Below are 21,988 nucleotides of genomic sequence, written 5' to 3' on the forward strand. Positions count from 1 at the left end.
AATCATTGTTCACGATCTTTTGAATGCGCTTACAACTCCAATAATCAAAGAATAGCCTCCTCGTCTTTTTAGAGAGGGAGGCTTTATACGCAGCTGCATGACACTCAGCAAAATAAGAGAGACAGACTATTGCTTTTGCCTTTGTGCGCGATATTTTTGGGGACTGGCACCCTTTAGCTTTTTGAATATCCGCCCGAAATAATTAATGTTCTCGTAGCCGACTTGCTCTGCGATCGTATAGCTAGGCAGGCTCGTTTCTTCCAAATACGCCGCTGCCTGATCAATTCGCTTGACGTTGATCCAATCCGTAAATCCTAAGCCCGTCTCCTTCTTGAAAATGGTGCTCAAATAGCTCTCGCTCATATTGATCATGTCTGCAGCTTGCTTTAGTGATATATCCTGCGCAATATTCGCAGACATGTAATCCAGCAAACGCTTGATGTCCTCGCGCGCGGGCTCGCGCGGTGCCGGCTCCGTCAGCTTCTCCCTAAACGCCTCATAGAAATCAGCCGCAGCCGCCCAATCCGCTAGCAGCCCGCTCGTCTCCGCATGCAGCGTTATGCCAAGCAACCGGTTCGATGCATTCACTAATTGACTTACCGCTCGCTCCAGCTCATGCGGCCGTTCAGAATTGGCAACGGAATCCGGCGCTTGTTCAGCCTGTTCCGGCCTTGCCAGTAGAGCGGCCATTTCACCTTCGCGGATCGGCACCGGACGACTGTCTAATACGGCAGCAAGCTCGGATTCGATCAAATGCTCCAGCAGCCGCGTAACCGATTGCTCCAATTCCCCATCCCGCCTGCTCTTAATGCCCAGCATAAGAAGATAACGGCCGGGAGGCAGCTCTTCTCCTTGTACCGAATGACCCAACAACCGAATGGTCAACTGCTCCGCCATTCGCTCCCGGCGGCTTTCATACGCAGACGCAGGAGCCTCCGATCCCTCCAAGCCTTGGCTGACAGCATCCGCTGCTGGCTTCCGTTCCCGTTTCTCGGCCAGCTTGCGCGAAGCCTCGACGAGCAGCTCCAGCAGCTCGGACGGCTTCATCGACGTTTTGAGCAAATAATCCTCCACGCCCAGCTTCATCGCCTTGCGCACATACTCAAACTCATTATGGCTGCTTAATACGATGATAAGCGTATTCGGGTAGCGATGCTTCACAGCCTCGATTAACGCAAGTCCGTCCATGCGCGGCATGACGATATCGGTCAGCAAAATATCCGGCGCCTGCCGCTCCATTAGTTCAAGCGCCTTCTCGCCGTCGGCAGCGTCGCCGATATATTCGAAATCATGCTCCTCCCAGTCAATCAGCGATTTGACTCCAAGGCGCACCAACAGCTCGTCGTCGACCAGCATCACTTTCAGCTTCACGTTTCATCCCCCCTATTCGCGCGGCAAAGCGGCAGCACATACTGGATCGTGGTGCCTTCTCCCGGTGTACTGAATATGCGGATACCATATTGTTCTCCATATTGCAGCCGCAAACGGTCATGCACATTTTTGATCCCGATTCGCTCCGGCAGCGGGTTCGCATCCGATGCTTCGCCGGACAGGCGTTGCCGAATCTCCTCCAACCGCTCCGGCGGCATGCCGACGCCGTTATCCGAGATATCCAGCACGAAGCACCGCTCCGCTTCGTAGGCTCTGACCGCAATCCGCCCCGCTTCGCTTGAGGACTCGATACCGTGCATCAGACTGTTCTCGATCGCCGGCTGAAGCATGATCTGAATGACCTCTTGGTCCATCAGATCGTCCGGCACGTCAATCGTCATCTCGGTATCGTGATATTTCATTCGCATCAGACCCATGTAATTTCCAATGTAGTCGAGCTCCTGCTTGAGAGAAGTGAGGCTTCCCCCTCTGCCGATGCTTCCTTCCAGGATCCCGCCAAGATTGGAGAGCATGTCCCCAACCTCTTCGTTATTGCGAATATAGGCCATCCACTTGATATTGTTGATCGTATTTAACAAAAAATGAGGATTGATCTGCGCCTGCAGCGCCCGAAAACGCATATCCTCCTTTTGCTCATATTCCTCCTTTACCCGGATCAGCAGCCCGCGTATTTCTTTCACCATCCGGTTGTAGGTTTCTATGAGCGAAGCGATCTCCTGCGGACCCGACACGGATAGCGTCGAGTGAAAGCCCTTTTCCTCCAGTTCACGCATTCGCTTCCTCAGCAGCTTCAACGGTTTAGAAATACCGTACGAAATCGAGAACGTAATGAGCAGGAATACGATAAAAATGAGAATAAACAAGACAAGATTCGTATGGCGGATATCGAAAATTTCTTTGAATACGGTGTCGTAAGGCACCAACTGAACGATTTTCCACCCGTTTATCCCAATCGTGCCGTGATTGACTATCCATTTTTCCCCGTTCTTCTCGAAAATTTCTTGGCCGTTCTTGCTCGTTCTGACCATGTCCATATAGCTATCGCTAGCTAGGCTTTGACCAACCATCGTTTTGGTTAGACTGGAGACGACCGTCCCCTTCTGATCCACGAGGTAAACCTCGCCTTTCAGACCAACGAGATACCTCCGCAAATCCATCTCGGATACGCTGAATGCAACCATCCCGATATTACGTGCTGATTGGAGCTCCGTAATCGTTTTTACCAATGTAATGATGGGCTTGCGGTCCAAATAAAGCCGTTCGTTGTAGTTGAACATCCATTTCTGCTGATAGGGCTTGCCAAACATCTGCTTGTACCAAGCTGCGCCAACATATTGCTGATGAAGCTCCTCCGGCAAATAGCTCGTGCTGAGCCATCGGCCCTCCCGGTCGAACAGCGTTACATACGTATTGGTGAAATAGGAGCTGTACAGCCGGTTCAATACCGTGTCGTTCAACCGCAGCTTCTCGTACGGCGTGAACGACTCCGGCTCTTTAAGCAGCTTGGTAATGCTCGGATTGGTTGCAATGTCGACGGAAGACCGGAGCATATCCTCCAGGAACAGCCCAATGTTCAGGTTAACAAGATACAGCGACTCCTGGGCAGAGCTGCCGATTTTACGCTCAATGACGTTTTCCAACGTTTTATTCATCCAATTAAATGTGATAATAAATGGAATAATAAGGAATATCAAGGTTGAAATGAATATTTTATTGCGTATAGAGTTCCAGCGGCCATTAAAATATTGCAAAAACCGCATTGAATCAACCCCCTCCGATAAAATCCACCCTCTTTATTAGCTATTATTATATATTTAATTTTTGTATTTAGCATTACTTCACAGCTTCGATTCAAAGCGGATACTATTGTTATCGTTCCCAATCAGCGGGGACATTAATGAAACCTGCGCTTGAGGCAGCGCCGATACCGGACGCAAATAAAAGGCTTGGCCTGCCAGGAGGCAGACCAAGCCTTGTGATATAAAGATACGCCCTAAACCGGTTCCGTGCTGTAATGTTAGCGCGTGCTGAGTATTTCCATCGCTGCTTTGAATTGCTTTCTCGTTAAGATCATTTCATCTTTTCCATAGATCGTGATGACTCCGTAGTGGCGAATGATCGAGATGACATCAAGTATAGTGGATGCGACAACCTCATGATCAGGTGAAGCAACCATCCCCTCGAACGATTTGTAATTATGATCGAATATTTTGAACAAACCGTATTTCTCCCCCTGGTCTATAGTCTATTGTTTATTCTTGGTAAGAAGATTATAAAATGAAAGCATACTCATAAAAACCTAACAAATTAAAGATGTATCCCTACATTGTTAACTATGTAGTAACATATGGTTAGCGTCTATCCGCGATTAAGGCTCCCCATCATTCGCAATGTAGCCGTTCCCGGTTAGAAAACAACTTAAAAAAAGCCATCCAATATGGGATGACTTTTCCTAGTTTTGAGCTGACTTGTTCTTCGAAGTCTTAGAATACTTTCTTCGTTGCCCGATCTTCTTTAATGATCTCGACCGCTTCCTTGAAGCGAAGCGCATGCACGATCTCCCGCTCCCGCAGAAACTTCAAGCTGTCCTGCAGATCTACGTCGTCGGTCATATCAATGAGCCACTGATACGTCGCCCGCGCCTTCTCCTCCGCCGCGATATCCTCATACAGATCGGCGAGCGGGTCACCCTTGGCCTGTATGTAGGCAGCCGTCCACGGCACTCCGGAGGAATTCGTGTACATCATTCCGTTGTCATGCTGCGCATAATTGGAACCAAGACCCGCAGCCTTCATCTGATCAACGCTCGCATCCTTCGTCAGCTTATACACCATCGTGGCAATCATCTCGAGATGGGCAAATTCCTCCGTCCCGATATCCGTTAGCAGCCCAATGACCTTATCGGGAATCGAATACCGCTGGTTCAAGTATCGAAGCGCAGCGGCTAATTCTCCGTCCGCCCCGCCGTATTGCTCCAGCAGAAACTTGGCCATCATCGGATCGCATTTGCTGACACGTACCGGGTACTGCAGCTTTTTATCATAAATCCACATCTCCTGGCACCCCCTCCCGATTCAGCATTAGACTTGCCACGGCCATGGCGGCTCTGACCACTGCCACGGAAACCGCGAGTAGCTGTGGCCAAATTGCAGCAGCGGGCCATATTGCATCTCGAACTGGTAGGCACACTGCTGCCGCTGCTGCGCCAGTTGATTAAATTGCTGGAGTGCATGCAAATCATTCGGATGCGTATCCAAATACAGAGTCAGCTCGACGAGAGCAAAGTCCAGCTCTTGCAGTTGCCGAAGCTTCTGATAATACTGCTCATCCAGCTTCCGTTCCTCGATCTGCTCTTGCTGTTGTTCGCTCAACGAAGGTCACCCCCCTTTTCCTTTCTTGGATTCATATGCGCTGAACAATGCTGGCCATAGCGTCCCGAACTTCAGCGCCTCACTCAGCGAGAATTGCGGCAAATTCATGGGCTGATAGGGGATATATTGATTCGGCGGTACGACATACGTCTTCACGTACACGGGCGGGCAAGGATCATGGGGACCGATAAAAGGCCGCCATTCGCGATAACCCGCTTGATTCACGCCAGCAACAAATGGCTGGGCATATACGTTGGCATTGGCGTTCGCGGTCATCGTTGGATTCACGTTCGGAATCATGTTGTTATTGCTGTTCATGATCGCCGCCTCCTTCGAGTCGTAATCACTCTTCTCCAACATATGTGCCTGGCGTTTGTCCCAAGAACATGTGAACTATTTCCCAGGCAATGAACAGCCCTCTTTGTCGTGGACATAAAAAAGAACATACAGGTGTCGTATGTTCGAATAAATTCTAGATTTTTCCTTTGTAAATCTACTCAATCATGATTTTATCATCGTTTCTTTTCTTTGAAGAATAACATCACGCTATAGAGAAGCAACAACACCAATCCAATATTAAAGCCATAATAAATATGAGTTATTCTCATCCTTAATAGCCAAGGATCGATAAGATCGCCATTCAATGTTCTGTCCTTTATAATCTCCGCCATTTCCTCGTTACTTGAATACTTCGCTTCGCCAAAAACAGGATATTCAAATGGTTTTGTAACTAATGCATTCGGCGGATAAAACTCCACCCACTGTTGTCCAGTCCATCTATCTACTTTATATTCCATATCCCCAGTAATAAAAGAATCTTTATCCCATCTGAATATCCCTAGCATGATAGATATGAGGAGAAGAAATACGATCAAAATAATTTTTGATTTCATCATTTACCTCCAGAATATTCAACTAATGTGGTTGGATTTATTCCCTTTCTTTGAAGTCATGGCTTAATAAGATTAATCAACAACATCTCTTATTATTTACAGGTCTATATTACCCTTTTTTAGTAATTCAACATATAGTGAAACAGTTTTCGGGGTGATGACCTTTCGCACAGCCTATTTTAAGTGAAAATCAAGTAATCAGGAGAAAAAGTTCAAAAAACCTCTACCCAGAGCAGAAGGGGCCGATGCCTGCATACTGCTGAGGAGAGGTTGGTTTTTGAAATGACGTACACGGGGAACGGAGAAGACGAATCATTCTGAAGAAGCGAGCCTTTGCTTTCGAAGTAGCTTTTCACCGAGAAACTTGTAGCTAGCCGTTTTTATCGGATTTCCACACTGGATGATTGTTCAAAATGTCTGGCAACAACAGCGAACGGAAGAACATTCGTCTGAGGAGTGGGAGCGGTATAATTCCTACTTGTGCAGCCTTAAGACTTCTATTCCTCCGGCTCCAACTCTGAATCCTGCTTATAAATGTTAACCCGCAACACCCTAAGCGGCTCGCATTCTGCGACCTCGAACCAGTAGCTGTCGTAAGCAATTCGAGCGCCCTGTACGGGCACGCCCTCCATCCTCGTGAACAGCCAACCGCCAATCGAATCGACGTCCTCGTCGACGATTTCAAGACCGAACATATCGTTCACGTCCTCGATCAACATCCGTCCTTCGACAGATGTGATGTCACCTTTCACGACGACGCTCGGCTGCTCCGTATCGAACTCGTCGTGAATCTCGCCAACGATTTCTTCCAGAATGAGCTCCGTCGTCAGCATACCAGCTGTTCCGCCATATTCGTCGACGACGATCGCAAGCTGCGAATGCTTCCGCTGCATCAGCTTCAGCACATCGCTAATCTCCATCGACTCGGGCACGCTCAGGATCGGACGAATAAACCGGCGAATGTCTTTCTTTCCGAGACCGTCCGCTGTCAGCAGATCGGTAATATGGACGAAGCCGATAATTTGATCTTTGTCTTCGATGCCAACAGGGTACCGGGTATGCTTAGTTGTAAATACATGCTTCACAATCTCATCATACGTCTGGTCCATATAGATGCAATCCATGTCTGTTCGCGGCAGCATCACTTCCCGTGCCAACCGGTCCGAGAACTCGAATATGTTATCGAACAGCGTCATCTCGTCCTTATCGATGACGCCGCTCTGTGCGCTTTGATCCATCAGAATACGAATTTCTTCCTCAGTATGTACACCTTCCATCTCGCTGGCAGGCCGAACGCCGATCAACCGGAGAAGCCGGTTCGCCGTTCCGTTAAGCAGCCAGATCGCAGGCAGGAAGATACGGTGGAACATCATAAGCGGCCAAGACAGCCATAACGACACGCTCTCGGACTTCTGGATCGCAAGCGACTTCGGCGCCAGCTCTCCAAGCACAATGTGCATGAACGTAATGACGATAAAGCCGATAATGACCGACAAAGTCGATATCAGCACCTTATCTGTTACGCCGAACGTATACAATAGCGGTTCGACGATCAGCTCCGAAATCGCCGGCTCGCCTACCCAGCCAAGACCTAGCGATGCGAGCGTAATGCCAAGCTGTGTCGCGGATAGATAGGCATCCAGTTTCCGGTTCACCTTCAGCGCATATTTGGCGCGAGCGTTCCCTTCATTCGCAAGCTGTGTCAGCCGCGTCTGTCGCACTTTCACTAATGCGAACTCGGCGGCGACGAAGAAAGCGTTCAGCAGAACGAGCACGATAACGATTAGCAAATTCGTAATAATCGATCCCGGCATAAATTCGGTATGGTCCAAATCGGCACTTCTCCTTTAATCATTAATCGATGATTGCCGTACGCCGGAGGAAATCGTCATTTTTATAATACATATCTTTCACGAGCAAGTTCGGTCCGCAGCAGCCAGCAGCAGGACAATGACATCCGACTGACTGCGCAAGATCTCCTTGGAGCCACCGTTCGAAGACGTCATCCAACCGGTCCTCCTTCACGTTGCCGAATGCCTGAACGTCAGCGAAATCCGTGACGAACACGTCGCCAGTGAACAAATTGACATTAAGCCTATTGCGCCCGTCCGGATCGTTGCGAACGGTCACGTTAGGCTCCGAAGCGAGCCGAGTGAGCAGTGCGCGTTCTTCCTTGTTCGTGCTGCAGCGGAAGAACGGCAGTGTACCGAACAGCATCCATATCGATTGGTCACGCGCATCGAGAAGACGCTCGATTGCAGCACGCATTTCCTCACGGGAAAGCATTGGCAGGTCGCGAGCGAAAGAACTCGGATACATCGGATGCACTTCGTGCCGCTGGCAACCCATCTCCACGATCAACTGATGAATCTCCGCTATCTTATTATGGGTCCGATAGTTGATCATCGATTCAGCGGATACAAGAACTCCTGCTTCGCTCAACCGGCGCGCATTGTCGATCATCCGCTCATACAGACGGACAGCTGTTTCCCGAGACACCGAATGACCTGCCTTCGCGAACCCAACCTGATGGAAATCGTCTGCCGTCGTATAATTGAACGATATATGCATGACGTCAAGATACGGCGCCATTTGCTCATAACGTTTGTAGTCGAGCGTTACATTCGAATTAATTTGCGAACGGATTCCCCGGCTGCGTGCGTAGCGAAGGAGCGGCACGATGTAATTCCGTACCGTTGCATCCGAGAAGGAAGGCTCGCCTCCGGTAATGCTGATCGTCTCCAAATGCTCGACCTCGTCCAGCTTGCGCAGCATAAGATCCAGAGGCATCTTCGCCGGTTCAGCCATGACGAGCGTATCGCCGACGGCACAATGCTCGCACCGCATATTGCACAAATTCGAAACGGTCATTTCGACGCTTGTCAGCACATGGCGTCCGTGCCGCTGCAGCGAAACGATGGGATCCCAAGGGTCATTCGCCGGCGATAGCGGCTTGCTCGGGACGGATTGATTGTTCAACGCTAATATATGATTCATGTTCAGCACCTATTTTCAACATTTATGAATGAAAGCTTTACCTTCCATTGTAATATTCGAAGCGGCGGGACGCAAATAACGTTTTCTTCAAATCGTGAGGCCAACACCGCGTATACCTGGCCCTGGTAGACAAAAAATAAATCCCGCCACCAGGGCGGGATTGTTGCGCTATTATAATCCTGCAGCATTCGGCACTTCCGTCGATTCGTTATTGACTCCTACAATCATCGTTGTTAATTGTTTGGATAAATCGATTTCATAAGGCGATCCGATTGCTTCGCCGCATTCTTCCAATACACGAATAATCGGCCGGTGGGGACAAGCGGCATTAATATCAACGACGACTCCCGTCTCTCCGCTATTCATGGTGACCGTCAAGCCGATCGGATAGATCGCGACTTTGTCGCGGAACTGTTGAACCATATGCTGCTCGTAAAGCGTGCCCGTACCGGCATATAACAGCTCGATCGCCTGATGCGGCAGCATCGCTTCCCGGTAAACTCGCCTCGACGTCATCGCATCATACGAATCAACGAGACCGATCCACTTCGCGTATTCGTGGATTTCGTTGCCATGAAGACCTCTCGGATAACCGCTGCCATCCAGCCTTTCATGATGCTGTAGTGCGCAGTGTGCAGTCAAGAGCGGAATGTTAGGCTCATCCTTCAGCATCTTGTAGCCAATCTCCGTATGCTGCTTCATAATTTCGAACTCATCCTGCGTCAGCTTGCCGGGCTTCTTCAATATTTCGACCGGAACTTGGCTCTTCCCGACATCGTGCAGAATCGCCCCCATCCCAAGCGCCTTCAATTCATCGCGGTTGTACCCCTCGGCAATGCCAAGCAGCGTCGTATAGACGCAGACGTTCAACGAATGCTGGTACAAATAATGGTCGACGGAGCTTAAGTTCATCAGCATAATCATGGCGTCCGGCTGCGCGGTCAAATCATCCAAAACCATGTTCATGATGTTGTGATAATTTTTCGATATATACGGATACGTAACGCCCCGCTTGCCGTTCGGCCGGTCCATCATTTGCCGGAACGTTTGCCGAATCTCCTTCAGCGCATAACGGAGAGTGTCATCACTAATAATGTCCGGAACGACCATATCGTCCAGACGTTTATCCATTATATAGACGTAAGAAATTCCGGTTTCCTTCAACCGTCTGATCATTCGAGCGGTAAGCTCAATATCCTCAGCCAGCAGTACGAGACCTTCATCGGAAAAAATCTTCTTCGCCAGCCTCATACCAGGCTGACACATCGATATGGGCATTAAGCGCATCTTATTATCCCGCCCCGCAACTGGTGTATGCTCTAATCCTAATGCAAGACAAAACGCTATCGGCATTTGTCGAGCGAGAAATCTACTATATTATATCGGTTAGCAATGCTTGTATTGTTAATGTAAGAGATAAATAAGAAAAGAGCAACCAATATTTCGGGAAAATCCGACATATTACGCCAAAAAAAATCGTTCGAGTAGGAGCTATGTTGCCGCTCCGCCTCGAACGATGATCCTTTCTCTGGCAGCCTCTGCAATGGAATCGCTGTCATGCAGCGCGTCCGCAAGCAAATCCCGAATAAATTCCGGCAAATAGTAGCGGACTTCCGTTCCTTGCTTTATCGACAAATACCCTACCCCGAATGTGAACATGTCGATCGTCCCGACCGTATATTCACGCTCATCATTTAACGGCTCATCCCCGACAAAGGCGGCTGACAATTGCAGTTGCCCGGATGCCGTATGTTCCACCTCAAGCCTCATCCCATCCACCGACAGCGTGCCGAGCACCAAACCGCGGAAGCCGAACCCTCGGATCGGCATCTCGATATACTCAGGCTGCAGCGATTGCTCCAGCGCCTCTCGAATATGAGCACCGCTCAGCTTCATTCGGCAAGGGTTGATCGGGGATGGGCAGATAGCATGGAGCTCACCGGCCGTCACATCGCCAGCAGAAAGTCCGGCAAGCAGCTGGCCGTTGTTCACAAGACCGATCTCCGCTTGCGTCCAGCGTCGCAGGCTCGCTGCCAGCAGGTTCGGAAGCGGAGATTCCTGATCCGTGCGGGCTTCCAGCGCCGTCTCGAGGTGCGCAACGACGCACCCAAGCCTTTCCGATGACAGCTCGCGGTAACGCTCTATGATGTCAGCCGCCTCAGGATGCTCGTCATAGGCTGCGACCGGAACGCAGGATGCCCGGAACCTGGGCCGGGACGTCGCCGGATCGATTCCAATCTCGATGCGGCCAATCCGTTCGCCGAACTTGCCTGCAGCACATACCGTCGTTGTTCCGATTACGAGCGGCTCCTCGAGCAGATGATGCGTGTGGCCGCCAAGAATAAGATCAATGCCTGGGGCCTCTTCTGCCATGCGGCGGTCAAGCGGCAGTCCGATGTGAGACATCACGACGAGTACATCAACATGCGGCCGCAGCTTCGCTGCCTCGGCAGCTGCAGCAGCAATCGGATCGGTCACTTCCCACCCGAGCAGCTCATAGAAGTCGGGAAATCGTGCGGTTACGCCAATCAGTCCGATCCGAATGCCGCCCTTGCTGATAATCGTGGAAGGCGCCAGCCAAGCCGGGCATTCGCTGTCATGCAGCTGTTTGACATTCGCGACAAGCACCGGAAATTTCGCATAGTTCCGGTATACCGATTCAAGCGTCTCCGGGACAAACGTTAACCCTTCGTTATTGCCAAGTGTTGCTGCTTCGCAGCATGCGGCATGAAGCAGCTCAATGTTAACTGCGCCGTCACTGCCTTCTGTTTCGGGACGCATTCGGTCCATATGGTCTCCGATGTCGACTGCAAGGACGCGGTCGCTTCCATAGAAACGACGCTCTTCCGCGATGAGCGACGCCATTCTGGCGGCATTCTCCAGACGGCTATGAATGTCATTGCTGTGCAGCAGCACGGCTTCAACCGGCCAATTATTCGCTGTTTCCATGCCTGCCTCCTTGCCAATCGACTCGTTATTAGCACGAGCTCAACTCGTTAATCATTTTTTCAATCTTAAATCATCGGCAGAGAACTGACTTTTAAAACCATAAGAAGCTTCTGACTCGCCTTCCTCATCGACACAGACGACAATGCGCACGACGTTCTTTACATTCAGACACTTGCTCGTGCCGTTCGGAACGTAGAAACGAAGCGGACCGGCGCTATCCAGCCGCTGCTCCTCCTCTTTCGCATACAGTACAGCCGCATCCTTCAATTGGGACCATGGAATGACCGCTTCAAATGAATCCGCGGCATATAATTTCAAATGAGTAGCTGGAGAGAGTGAGCATTGGCTTGTATGGGTTATGAGATGGAGCCATTCCGTATACCATGTTGTCCAATCGAAAGCGAAGCCGACCGCGCCAGGTACTCGTTCTTCAATCGGGAATACGACTCCCGCAAGCTCTGCCATCATACTCGGCGTCCACAGTTCGATGCCGAATTGCTCATGCTCGATCTCTATGCTGTCCTTCTTCCCTCCATTGTACGATATATGCGCCATAAAGTCAGTTCTCCTTTCGACTTTGGAATGCCCGGCCTGGTTAACCGCCGATCTGCGACATTCTCCGTTCCGTCGGGATATGCGATAATGCGCTGTCTGCAAGCTTCGCCGCCATTTCATGGCTTGCCGGCTTCAAGTCCATCGCCTTGCGGAACATCGCTTCCATTGCTTCGCTGCTGCCCAGAGCAGGCTTCACGTTCAATTCATCCATCCAATACAAGCACGGCTTCAAGTAACCGTCGGCCGTCAGCCGAAGGCGGTTGCACCGTTTGCAGAATTCATCGCTAATCGGATGAATTAATCCGAACGAACCTTTGCCTCCGATCAGCTCGTAATCGTCGGATGGCCCGTTGCCGCGCATATCGTCGCGGTTCCGATACTGCAGTCCCATACTGTCCGCCACCTCAAGTACGCGCGCAAGCGGCAAGTAATGGTTGCGCCAGTTATCGTCCGCATGTCCGATCGGCATATATTCAATGAAACGGATATGGAGCGGCTGCTCCATTGCCATCTGCAGGAAAGATCCGATTTCATCCTCGTTCACGCCGCGGAGCAATACACAGTTCAACTTGATTGGATCAAAGCCGGCCCGGCCCGCTGCCTCGATCCCTTCCATAACCCGGCGAAGCTCGCCGCGCCTTGCAATAAATCGGAACCTCGCGGAATCGAGCGTGTCCAAGCTTATATTAACGCGATTCAATCCGGCATCCCGCAGTGCGTCCGCCTGCTTCGCGAGCAATAGCCCGTTTGTCGTAAGGGATATGTCAGATATGCCGGGGATGCTGGACATTTGACGGATCAATCCGTCCAATCCAGGTCTGACAAGCGGTTCCCCGCCTGTAATCCGCAGCTTCGTTATGCCTAGACCGGCTGCCGTCCTGACAACCTCGGTAATGTCATCATACGAGAGCAGGTTGGATGCATCCGTAAATTGTACGCCTTCCTCAGGCATACAATAGAGACATCTAAGGTTACACCGGTCCGTCACTGAAATTCGAAGATAGTTGTGTACCCGACCAAATCGATCCGTCAAAGATTGCATCGTCGGCAGCCTCCTTTACTTACGATACGCAATCGTTTCAATATGAACTAGCATAACATTTTTAAGTCAATTATGATATGCTATAAACATATTTATTCCATAGCAATGAGAGGTTTTCTGCCATGAACAATAGATGGACGATTCGATTATTCGCGGGGTTGAACGAACGGCTCGGCACTCCGGTAATCGATCTGACGCTGGAGCAAGCTGAACTGGCCGCTGGCGAATTGAAGCAACGGCTTGCTGCCCAATATCCGGATCATCAAGATTTGCTCCAGCTCTGCTTCGTTGCCTGCAACCAGGCTTACGCACAGGATGATGCGGTCATTCGGTGCTCGGACGAGCTGGCGCTTCTTCCCCCCGTATCCGGAGGGGAAGAACTGGGGACACAACAAGCCGGCAACACGGACCAAGAAAGCTTATTCCAATTAACCGATCAGCCGATATCGGTCGAAGCCGTATCGCGCCTCGTTATTTCACCGAATAATGGCGCAACGCTCACATTCATCGGCACAACGCGCGAATGGACGCACGGCCAGCGTACCGTACGTCTCGAATATGAAGCATACGCGCCGATGGCGATCAAGACCATGGAGCAGATCGGCAGCGAAATATCGGACCGCTGGCCGGGTACACAATGTGCGATTGTTCATCGGACAGGTGTCGTTGACATCGCGGACATTAGCGTCGTTATCGCGGTGTCATCTCCACACCGCGAAGCCTGTTATGATGCGAGCCGCTATGCGATCGAGCGATTGAAGCAGATCGTGCCGATCTGGAAGAAGGAAATATGGGAAGACGGCTCGGAATGGAAAGGCCATCAGCAAGGACCGTGGAACCCTCTCGAACGATCCGAATCCCCCTTATTAGGCTAAACGTATGGAAAGGCGCGATAACTTATGACCGAAGACCTTCAACTTGGTAACCGGCCGCACAGCCGGTATGCCCGTCAAATGCGCTACTCCCCGATCGGAGAAACGGGACAATTGAGACTGGGCGGACGATCGGCTGTTATTGTCGGCATGGGGGCGCTCGGCGCCGTCATCGCCCAGCATCTCGTACGCGGCGGGATAGGCCGGCTTCGTATGATCGACCGGGATATCGTCGAATGGAGCAATCTGCACAGGCAGCTCTTATATATGGAAGAAGACGCGGAACAGATGCTGCCTAAGGCTGAAGCAGCCTATCATCGCCTCAAAGCAGCGAACTCGCTCGTCGAGCTCGAACCGGTCGTCGCCGACCTTGCTCCTCATAATGCCGAGCAATTGTTAACCGGCTTTGATCTTATATTGGACGGCACCGACAATTTCGCAGCCCGGTACCTAATCAACGAAGTGAGCATCAAGCATCAAATCCCTTGGATATATGGAGGAGCGGTTGGAGGTTCTGGCGTGACCGCTTCTTTCATCCCGAATGAAACACCTTGCTTCCGCTGCTTGTTTCCGGTTCCTCCATCAGCCGGTGCCGTCGACACTTGCGAAACAGCGGGGGTCATTTCACCGATTATCGATATTATCGCTTCAATGCAGGCGGCAGAAGCCTTAAAGTGGCTTACAGGAAACCGGCAAGCGATGAATGCGACGCTTATGCAAGCCGACGTATGGCATAACCAGTGGTTCGGCGTACGAACGGACCAGTCGAAGAGATCGGATTGCCCCGTCTGCCAGTCGCGCCGTTTCGATTTGCTGGAAGCAAGGCATCAAGAGCCATGCGCAGCCTCGCTATGCGGCCGCGATACCGTACAAATTACACCGGCTCATGCGATGCAGGCAGCATTGCCGGAAATTGCACGCCGTCTTTCGGCAGCGGGCAGCATTTATTTGACCCGTTTTCTGCTTCGTCTGGAGCTCTCCAACCAAGGGGTGTCTTTCGTCTTATTTCCAGATGGACGCGCTCTAGTCCAAGGGACGGATGACCCTATTGCGGCGCAAAGGCTGTACGAATCGCTGCTGGGAGCTTGATTATTCGACATTTTGCGACAAGAAAACGTTATCATCCTATTTTTTCGGTATTATTATTCGTGTTTTCTTCCGTTTTTTCGCTTATATTCGATATTCATCATATTGCCAATGCTGATAACAATTGATACTATTAGACTATCAAATCATTCTAGCAGGGGTGTCTTATGCGGGTACACGTCACCGATTTAAGGGACGGCGATCGGCTAGTTGAGGATACTTTTAATGACTTTGGCCTTCACGTCCTGTCTAAAGGTACCACTCTAAGCAACCGAGAGATCTCAATGTTGTTCCAGCACCAAATTGATTACGTAGAAATCGATATGAGGTCAACTTCACAAGGCATGAAAATGCCTGAGACACAAACGAGTCGGACATTAGAAACCGGTATGAGCCCTAAATGGATACCTACTGTTCAGCCGATCTACGAAGACACCGTTCAAGGCTGTAAAGCTTTGTTCGAGCAGGCACACTCAGAAGGCGTTATTCAAGCGGATCTAGTACGAGACACCTTTCAGCCGCTTGTCAACAACTTTAGAATGGAACGCGACGTCGTCTCCATGTTGCTGCTGCTGAATTCGAAGGATGATTATACCTATCAGCACTCCGTGCAAGTTGGTATGCTTTCATTCTATTTGGCTTCTTGGCTTGGTTACAGCGAGGAAGAAGCCGTCGAGATCGGTCAAGCCGGATTCCTGCATGACATCGGCAAGTCCCACATCAATGAGCAAATCCTTAACAAACCGGGGCGGCTGACGGATGAAGAATTCGACGAAATTAAACGTCACCCGATATATGGATATGAAATTATTAGCAAATCAATGGATAACGAACTCGCTGCCGTCGTTGCCGCCCAGCATCATGAGCGGATGGATGGCACTGGATATCCGAATGGACTGAAAGGCGAGGAGATTCATCCTGTAGCGAAGATCGTTGCCGTTGTTGATGTCTACAGCGCCATGATCTCGATGCGTGTATACCGCGAGAAGCGCGATTTGCTTCACGTTCTGCGTGAAATCTACCGGATGAGCTTCTATGAACTCGATCCGGAGACGGCGCATACGTTCATCAAGCATATGATTCCGAATTTCATCGGCAAGCGCGCCGAACTGAGCAATGGTCAGACCGGCGTCATCGTCATGACTCATCCAACCGAATTTTTCCGTCCTCTGATCCAGATCGGAGAACATTTCGTTGATCTGACGAACGAGCGGGAGCTGGAAGTGAAATCGGTTTATTTGTAAAAGGAAGAAGCATCTGTTTCCGCAGTCGGCGGGGTTACTGACGCCTCACCTTATCGTGATACAAATCAAAACGCCTTCAAGAGAATGCTTCCATGTCATAAGATGTGGAGAACACTTGAGGGTGTTTTTGCGTTGACTGTCAGGGACAATGTTTGGGATTGAGCCTTAGAATAGGCCCTTACGATGAAATACGGTTAATAACGAGTAAAAATCGTAGCTACGGCCCCCCGGTATATCAATCAACTCTGCCTCAACGGCTGCGGAAACGGCAGCTTTCGCCCACTCAGGCACTTTCTCCATTTGGCGGTAAGCTTCGATCACCGCAACACGTTCATCCACCTTGTTTATCCAGTCCTTCAGCCGATCGTATCCATCCGTCAATCCGGCCATTATGGCAGCCTGGTTCTTTACCGTCTGTTCCAGCAACTCGAAAGCTGCTTTTTCTGAGGTCGTCATGCCATTTTCCTCCTTATTAAATATCCAGTATTGGTTAGCCTCGGCCTTGAATACGGATTCTTTGGCGGACACCTTACCGTCATTCCGGATCCCCTGATCAACTAGCCCATCAGCTCCATACTTGGTGTTGTCCATGTTCGGATCGTACACCTCGATCCAGCCATCACGAATGCCAACTAACAAAATGTAATGTCCCGCGCCTGTAAAATGCCCTCGGCGCATCGAAGCGACAACCAAGTGCCCGTCAGATAAGGCATTCTTCACAAGCTCAAAATTGCCGGTTTGAGCAACAGCAACAACGTACTCTTTCCCGATGCTGGCAAAATAGCTCCAAGACGTACCACTGTCATAGGTGCGGTATCCATTGGCGACTGCATAGGCTGCCGCCGTGGTTGGCAACAACTCACATCCAATCAGCGAGCTGATTGCCATTGCTGCAGACGTTGGCCCACACCCCGATGTGCCAATCGTCTGCTCAGAATCGCCATGGTTGCTGTACGGAATATGTCGCCAGCGCGGATCTTCCTGACTATAGTAAACGATTTTCATCTGACTTGTTTGCCTCCTTCGCAGTACCCGGGGGGCTCAGCGCCTTATTTTGCATTTGGCCTGCTGCAGCTGCTACCAAAAATGCATTCGCGAAAGACAAGGCGTACAACCGCCAATCCATGGCTGATGCTCCGGATGCAAGCTGGGCCAATGTCAAAATAACCCAGGCTATAATGACGGCTAATATATCTGTAGGCAGACGCTTCAGAAGTGTTTTGCTGTATGCGACTACGAAGTAAGTGAGCAAAGAAGCCCCCCCCATAGCGGAGAGAGCTTCCCAGTTGAACAGTTGTGCTGTTTCCATATTAGCTACCTATCCCTTTCCAAAGAATCGCAATCGCACCTGTAAGCAATGCTCCAACAACCGTACGCCAGAGCCAACGCTGGTTGTCCTCGATAGCAGCAAGCATGCGATGAGCAGATTTTGCCCTTTGAAGCGCCTCGTTCGCCACATCTTTAGCGGTACCCATCATATCGAGCTTTGTTTCGAGTCTGGTCAACCGCTGAAGAATTTCATTCGTTTCTTCTGGCATCTCGAATCCCCCTCAATTAATAAGGTCCCCGTTTATACGGAGACCTCGTAAACTTGACCAGTGACCTCCTCGTACTGGTCTGACGTGATTTTCCCTGCGATAACGAACTTTCCTACATCCACCGCACGATATCGGCCTGCATCAAAATGACGTTTTACAATTACATACCAATCCACCTTATAGCACCTCCCGTTCAACTAGTTCAAGAAGCAATGCTGCCTGCTCGCGCTGTAACTGCTCCAGCATAATTTGTGTATCCATTAACTCTAATGATACCAATGCATGTTCCGCTTCTAACTGGTCAATCTTTAACTGCTCCGGCGACTTCGGCGGTTCCGGTACTGCCGGCCAAGCTACTGTAGTAAACGATTCTCCGTCGAAGGCTACATAGTGACCGGTTGGCACATTAGCAATTACCTCGGGCAGCTTCTCAACGGGAATTACAGTGAATTCGCCAACTTCGATTTCCTCAGGGGTCAATTCACGTTCAAGATACCCGATATACCGGTCGGATCGAATAAGTAGGTTCAGCACAAATGTCATCCCTCTCGATTTTGGTTAAGAAAAAGGACGCCCTTTAGAGGCACCTTTAGTTACTTACTGAATGTCATATCGGAAAGTTAGGTTTTTGATATACGCATCGCCCTGGGAATTTCGCATCACCAGATACACCGGGACACCTGTAGTTACTGTCAATGTCAGAGTATACGTTTGATAGACTGTCGGCGAGCCGTTGTCTGCGAACGATACAGATTCACTCCCGAAATTGTATAAAGCGGACAGCCCCATCGCAGTACCAACAGGAGTCGTCCAATCCAGGACCGCGCTGCGAATCACACGTGTAACTGTCTGTGTAAATGTTCCGTTACCCGTCCCCTGCGGTCCGCCAGAATACACCACAAGGTCCGATGATGTATTACCCGAATTACGTCCGTCGAAGGTAATACGGATCTCGCCGGTATATCTCGGGGCAAACTTCGCCACCAGTTTACCAATTCCACTCCCTCCTGAATAGGTATATTCGGTCGAGAACGTCTCTCTTGCTGTGTTGCTTGCTACGTAAACTCCGCCGCCCACTGGTCTCCACTCCGTTCCATTCCAAAATTCCATGATTCCATTAGTAACACGCGTACCAGCCATTGAAGTACCGTTTAGGTAGATTCCGTTCGGGGCCGTAATGTTCACCGTAGCCGTTGATGCAAGCTCAATAGCCCCGAGAGAGTTACTCAACGACATTATGTTCGTCCCTGCCCCGCCGTACCCAAACCAGCCGCCCCGCGTTGTTGGTGTGGCCTCCCGTGGGTAGAACTCCATGAACGAGTGATTACCGCCAGCCGATTTCATTAGAAGGCTTGGTCCGCTGCCGAGTATTGTAGTTGCACCCGTTAAAGTCGGATTCACTTTCGCTGCATCATCGGCAGCCTTTACGAATGCTGTCGTCGCCAGCTTTGTGCTGTTATCCCCTGCTGCTTGTGTTGCAGCCGTTACGGAATTATTGTAGAAGTTAACAGAACCGAGGCCCGGCCCTCCGAGGGTAAGTACATTGTTACCAGCATGATAGGACATGGCGCTGCGAGAGTTCTTCCAATCATATAATCCCATGCCGGATTCATTAACAAAGAATCCATGAGTACCAGTAGCATTGTTCTTGGCAAAACGACGTTCGGATGTATCCGTGACATCGATATTTCCGCTCAACGTAACTGCCGGTAGAGTGACCGTCCCTGTGAAAGTCGGTGAAGCGGTCATCGCGAACTGTTTCCATCCCCGCCAAGTCGTTCCGTCAAGGAGATAGTTCGTGAATACATTGTTGCTTGAATCTACGGCATAGATGAATCCGTAAGGCCCGCCGCCCTGCATAAACGATATAGCTCGAATGGAGTTAGTATTCGGGTTATTCTGGACGACTCCCGCTGAGTAGATCGTACGAAGTCCCGGACCTAGAGAAATTACAGTAGCGAGGAGGTCGTCCGTGCTAGCTGTAAGATTGATGATGTTATTCCCGTCATCCTTCGTAATTTTACTCATTTGGGCAACATCCGTTGTCGCAAACTTCGCCCATGCTCCCCAAGTAGAGCCGTTATCTGTAGAGACACGTGTGTAGGTGCTAGTGCTGTTAATCGACTTATACCATACTTGATGGATTCGTGATCCTGGTTTATAAACGAACATCATCGAGGTTGCAGCTTCAGGGATATTAGCGGATGCAGCGTCTAAGCTATACATACCAGTAGCGATCAGCGTGTTAGCATCGACGTTTTGGAACCCGCCCTTGGCTGTCCCGTCTATGGCCGTAATAGGGAACGCTTGGGATGCATCAACAGCCGTCTTAACGAAAGCGGTATTTGCGAGCGTTGTGTTATTCGCCCCAGCTGCTTGAGTCGGGGCCGTAGGGCTTCCGGTAAGTGCGGGAGAGTCTGTAAACGCGAGCTGTCTCCAAGATGTCCAGTTAGCTCCTGTGTCCGACGTGTTACGAGTGTAGATTCCGTGGCTAGAATTTGAAGCGCTGTTAGATGCGCTAAACCACGTCTGAGTAGTTGTCGTGGCGTTACGACGAACAACAGTCACGGTCCCTGTCATCGCCATAGGTACGTTCAAGACGTTACTAGCGACAGTGTAGAAGCCTGTGTCGAGCAGAGCATTCATGTCGCCAGTGTATGTCTGCCCGTTTCCGTTATACGCCGTCAGGTTCCAAGACTGGTGGTTTCTCCAGCCTGTCCAACTGCTTGTTCCGTTGCAGTAGTTGGTGTAAATGCCGTCCGTCCCGACAAGAATAATGAATCCAAATCCGTTTGCTCCTGACCCGCTCATAAAAGACATACCGCGATAAGACGACGCGGACGGAGTTCCCGTAGCATTGCTGTTACAGTAAATAGTGTTTACGCCCATCTTGTCTTGAACCATAGTCAGCAGATCGTCGCCTACTGAACTTGCACTGATCGTAAAGCTGCCTGCGTCCGTCGTGATTTTCATCATCTGCGCTGCTGATTTAATCGCGTCGCCCGCCAACTTTGCGTACTCCGTCGTAGCGATCTGAGTCGTGCTGGTTCCGGGAGCAGCGGTAGGAGCTATAGGAATTCCAGTTAATGCAGGGCTAGCTTTTGGCGCATACTGCGTATGTGGGTCGCCTGTAGAGTTGTGATTGCCCGCATGATGGATTACTTGTGATGTTGTCCCCGCCTTGCTATATACAAGGTCATTGGACGAATTGGCCTGCAAGGCGTTATTCGTAATCTTACCCGCGGCCGAATCCGTTGTATAAAAATTGACGCTTCGCGACCATTGGCTCGAAGTATCCGCATTAGAGTCGAGACGGAGTCCTCCGCCAGAAATTGTCGCGTCCCCTGTTACTTTTGTAGTAGGGAGATTGACGGTTCCCGTAAACGTCGGAGAAGCCTTAGGCGCGTACTGCGTATGCGGATCCGCCGACCCCACGTGCGCGGACATTGTACCGTCAACCGTATCTTTGCGTGCCACATCTGCAGCAGCACTTGGGGCGGCGACCTGGACTCTGCCGCTCGCATCCCGCTGCATGAGCGCATTGGAATTTGCTGATGGCGTCGCTCCATGCACGCTTGCAGTTGCATCCATATGCGCTTTCGCCGCTTCGAGCGACGTCGCCGGGGCTGTCCGCCAGTTGCTTTTGCCTGTGATCGATTTCACCATGTTGGCCATCCATCCAAGCAAAGTCGTAACCGTGCCGCTATCGCCTGTCGGGGCGGTACCGTCTGCAACGGTGCGGGTTCCGATAACCGTATCCGTAACTGCACCGTCACCTAATTGCCCGCTTCCAACTGCTTTGTCCCCAATCTGTCCCTGTCCAACTGCCTTATCCCCAATCTTCGCTTGCGTAACGGACTTCGCAGCCAGCTTGGCCGTCGTTACCGATCCGTCCGGATGATCCAGCACAGCTGCCGTATTGTGGGTCGTCAAGTTTTGCTGGGCGCTAACCGCAGATGAAGCTGCTGCATTAATTTCTTGTCCGATCTGATTAAGATCGGTTTCTTTCACAACATCGTTATACTGCCAGTTCGTCTTCGCCATGCCAG

22 protein-coding genes are annotated in these 21,988 nt (G+C 50.6%); 3 read left to right on the forward strand and 19 right to left on the reverse strand.

Annotated elements, in window-relative coordinates; translation table 11 throughout:
* Window positions 1-126: 126 nt before the first annotated feature.
* From PKO01S_RS09850 to moaA, 13 genes are all read right to left on the reverse strand, one after another.
* Complete coding sequence (locus PKO01S_RS09850) at window positions 127-1,371, reverse strand: response regulator (protein ID WP_127531168.1); 1,245 nt, start codon at window positions 1,369-1,371, stop codon at window positions 127-129.
* Window positions 1,368-3,032 carry a sensor histidine kinase gene (locus PKO01S_RS09855; protein WP_246070515.1) on the reverse strand — a complete coding sequence of 555 codons (1,665 nt, stop codon included), beginning with the start codon at window positions 3,030-3,032 and terminating at the stop codon, window positions 1,368-1,370. The genes PKO01S_RS09850 and PKO01S_RS09855 overlap by 4 nt, the downstream gene beginning before the upstream one ends.
* 377 nt (window positions 3,033-3,409) lie before the next feature.
* Complete coding sequence (locus tag PKO01S_RS09860) at window positions 3,410-3,610, reverse strand: hypothetical protein (RefSeq protein ID WP_127531170.1); 201 nt, start codon at window positions 3,608-3,610, stop codon at window positions 3,410-3,412.
* Between the two features lie 265 nt (window positions 3,611-3,875).
* The gene (locus PKO01S_RS09865) at window positions 3,876-4,445 is read right to left on the reverse strand and encodes a manganese catalase family protein (RefSeq protein ID WP_127531171.1); all 570 of its coding nucleotides are present in this window, start codon (window positions 4,443-4,445) and stop codon (window positions 3,876-3,878) included.
* 27 nt (window positions 4,446-4,472) lie between these two features.
* Window positions 4,473-4,763, reverse strand: coding sequence for a spore coat protein CotJB (locus tag PKO01S_RS09870; protein WP_246070516.1), 291 nt, complete (start codon window positions 4,761-4,763; stop codon window positions 4,473-4,475).
* Window positions 4,764-4,769: 6 nt separating this feature from the next.
* Window positions 4,770-4,988, reverse strand: a complete 219-nt coding sequence (locus PKO01S_RS09875; protein WP_246070519.1) for a spore coat associated protein CotJA — start codon at window positions 4,986-4,988, stop codon at window positions 4,770-4,772.
* 287 nt (window positions 4,989-5,275) lie between these two features.
* Complete coding sequence (locus tag PKO01S_RS09880; RefSeq protein ID WP_127531172.1) at window positions 5,276-5,656, reverse strand: hypothetical protein; 381 nt, start codon at window positions 5,654-5,656, stop codon at window positions 5,276-5,278.
* A 497-nt stretch (window positions 5,657-6,153) separates the two neighbouring features.
* Window positions 6,154-7,470, reverse strand: a complete 1,317-nt coding sequence (locus PKO01S_RS09885) for a hemolysin family protein (RefSeq protein WP_127531224.1) — start codon at window positions 7,468-7,470, stop codon at window positions 6,154-6,156.
* Between the two features lie 40 nt (window positions 7,471-7,510).
* Window positions 7,511-8,653: a radical SAM/CxCxxxxC motif protein YfkAB gene (gene yfkAB / locus PKO01S_RS09890; protein WP_127531173.1), complete on the reverse strand. Its 1,143-nt coding sequence runs from the start codon at window positions 8,651-8,653 to the stop codon at window positions 7,511-7,513.
* A 171-nt stretch (window positions 8,654-8,824) separates the two neighbouring features.
* The gene (locus PKO01S_RS09895) at window positions 8,825-9,940 is read right to left on the reverse strand and encodes an HD-GYP domain-containing protein (protein ID WP_127531174.1); all 1,116 of its coding nucleotides are present in this window, start codon (window positions 9,938-9,940) and stop codon (window positions 8,825-8,827) included.
* 204 nt (window positions 9,941-10,144) lie between these two features.
* The gene (locus PKO01S_RS09900) at window positions 10,145-11,602 is read right to left on the reverse strand and encodes a bifunctional metallophosphatase/5'-nucleotidase (protein WP_127531175.1); all 1,458 of its coding nucleotides are present in this window, start codon (window positions 11,600-11,602) and stop codon (window positions 10,145-10,147) included.
* A gap of 51 nt (window positions 11,603-11,653) precedes the next feature.
* The gene (locus tag PKO01S_RS09905) at window positions 11,654-12,157 is read right to left on the reverse strand and encodes a hypothetical protein (RefSeq protein ID WP_127531176.1); all 504 of its coding nucleotides are present in this window, start codon (window positions 12,155-12,157) and stop codon (window positions 11,654-11,656) included.
* Window positions 12,158-12,197: 40 nt separating this feature from the next.
* Window positions 12,198-13,199 (reverse strand): GTP 3',8-cyclase MoaA, encoded by a 1,002-nt coding sequence (gene moaA, locus PKO01S_RS09910; protein ID WP_127531177.1) that lies wholly within the window; start codon window positions 13,197-13,199, stop codon window positions 12,198-12,200.
* 122 nt (window positions 13,200-13,321) lie between these two features.
* Here moaA and PKO01S_RS09915 point away from each other — a divergent pair, with 122 nt between their 5' ends.
* The 3 genes from PKO01S_RS09915 to PKO01S_RS09925 all read left to right on the forward strand — a co-directional run bounded on the left by PKO01S_RS09915 (window position 13,322) and on the right by PKO01S_RS09925 (window position 16,401).
* Window positions 13,322-14,074 (forward strand): molybdenum cofactor biosynthesis protein, encoded by a 753-nt coding sequence (locus PKO01S_RS09915; protein WP_127531178.1) that lies wholly within the window; start codon window positions 13,322-13,324, stop codon window positions 14,072-14,074.
* 24 nt (window positions 14,075-14,098) lie between these two features.
* Complete coding sequence (locus tag PKO01S_RS09920; RefSeq protein WP_127531179.1) at window positions 14,099-15,160, forward strand: ThiF family adenylyltransferase; 1,062 nt, start codon at window positions 14,099-14,101, stop codon at window positions 15,158-15,160.
* Window positions 15,161-15,546: 386 nt separating this feature from the next.
* Window positions 15,547-16,401: an HD-GYP domain-containing protein gene (locus tag PKO01S_RS09925; RefSeq protein ID WP_307719828.1), complete on the forward strand. Its 855-nt coding sequence runs from the start codon at window positions 15,547-15,549 to the stop codon at window positions 16,399-16,401.
* A gap of 165 nt (window positions 16,402-16,566) precedes the next feature.
* Here the strand turns inward: PKO01S_RS09925 and PKO01S_RS09930 are convergent, their stop codons facing one another.
* The 6 genes from PKO01S_RS09930 to PKO01S_RS09955 all read right to left on the reverse strand — a co-directional run bounded on the left by PKO01S_RS09930 (window position 16,567) and on the right by PKO01S_RS09955 (window position 21,983).
* The gene (locus PKO01S_RS09930; RefSeq protein ID WP_127531181.1) at window positions 16,567-17,406 is read right to left on the reverse strand and encodes a C39 family peptidase; all 840 of its coding nucleotides are present in this window, start codon (window positions 17,404-17,406) and stop codon (window positions 16,567-16,569) included.
* Window positions 17,387-17,710: a hypothetical protein gene (locus PKO01S_RS09935; RefSeq protein ID WP_127531182.1), complete on the reverse strand. Its 324-nt coding sequence runs from the start codon at window positions 17,708-17,710 to the stop codon at window positions 17,387-17,389. The genes PKO01S_RS09930 and PKO01S_RS09935 overlap by 20 nt, the downstream gene beginning before the upstream one ends.
* A 1-nt stretch (window position 17,711) precedes the next feature.
* On the reverse strand, window positions 17,712-17,939 hold the full coding sequence (locus PKO01S_RS09940; RefSeq protein WP_127531183.1) for a hemolysin XhlA family protein: 228 nt from the start codon (window positions 17,937-17,939) through the stop codon (window positions 17,712-17,714).
* Between the two features lie 32 nt (window positions 17,940-17,971).
* Window positions 17,972-18,115: an XkdX family protein gene (locus tag PKO01S_RS29605; protein WP_127531184.1), complete on the reverse strand. Its 144-nt coding sequence runs from the start codon at window positions 18,113-18,115 to the stop codon at window positions 17,972-17,974.
* Between the two features lies 1 nt (window position 18,116).
* Window positions 18,117-18,473, reverse strand: a complete 357-nt coding sequence (locus tag PKO01S_RS09950; protein WP_127531185.1) for a hypothetical protein — start codon at window positions 18,471-18,473, stop codon at window positions 18,117-18,119.
* Window positions 18,474-18,536: 63 nt separating this feature from the next.
* Window positions 18,537-21,983 carry a hypothetical protein gene (locus PKO01S_RS09955; RefSeq protein ID WP_127531186.1) on the reverse strand — a complete coding sequence of 1,149 codons (3,447 nt, stop codon included), beginning with the start codon at window positions 21,981-21,983 and terminating at the stop codon, window positions 18,537-18,539.
* Between the last annotated feature and the right edge of the window lie 5 nt (window positions 21,984-21,988).

Source organism: Paenibacillus kobensis NBRC 15729 (assembly GCF_004000825.1).
In the GTDB taxonomy this organism is placed as follows: domain Bacteria; phylum Bacillota; class Bacilli; order Paenibacillales; family Paenibacillaceae; genus Paenibacillus_T; species Paenibacillus_T kobensis.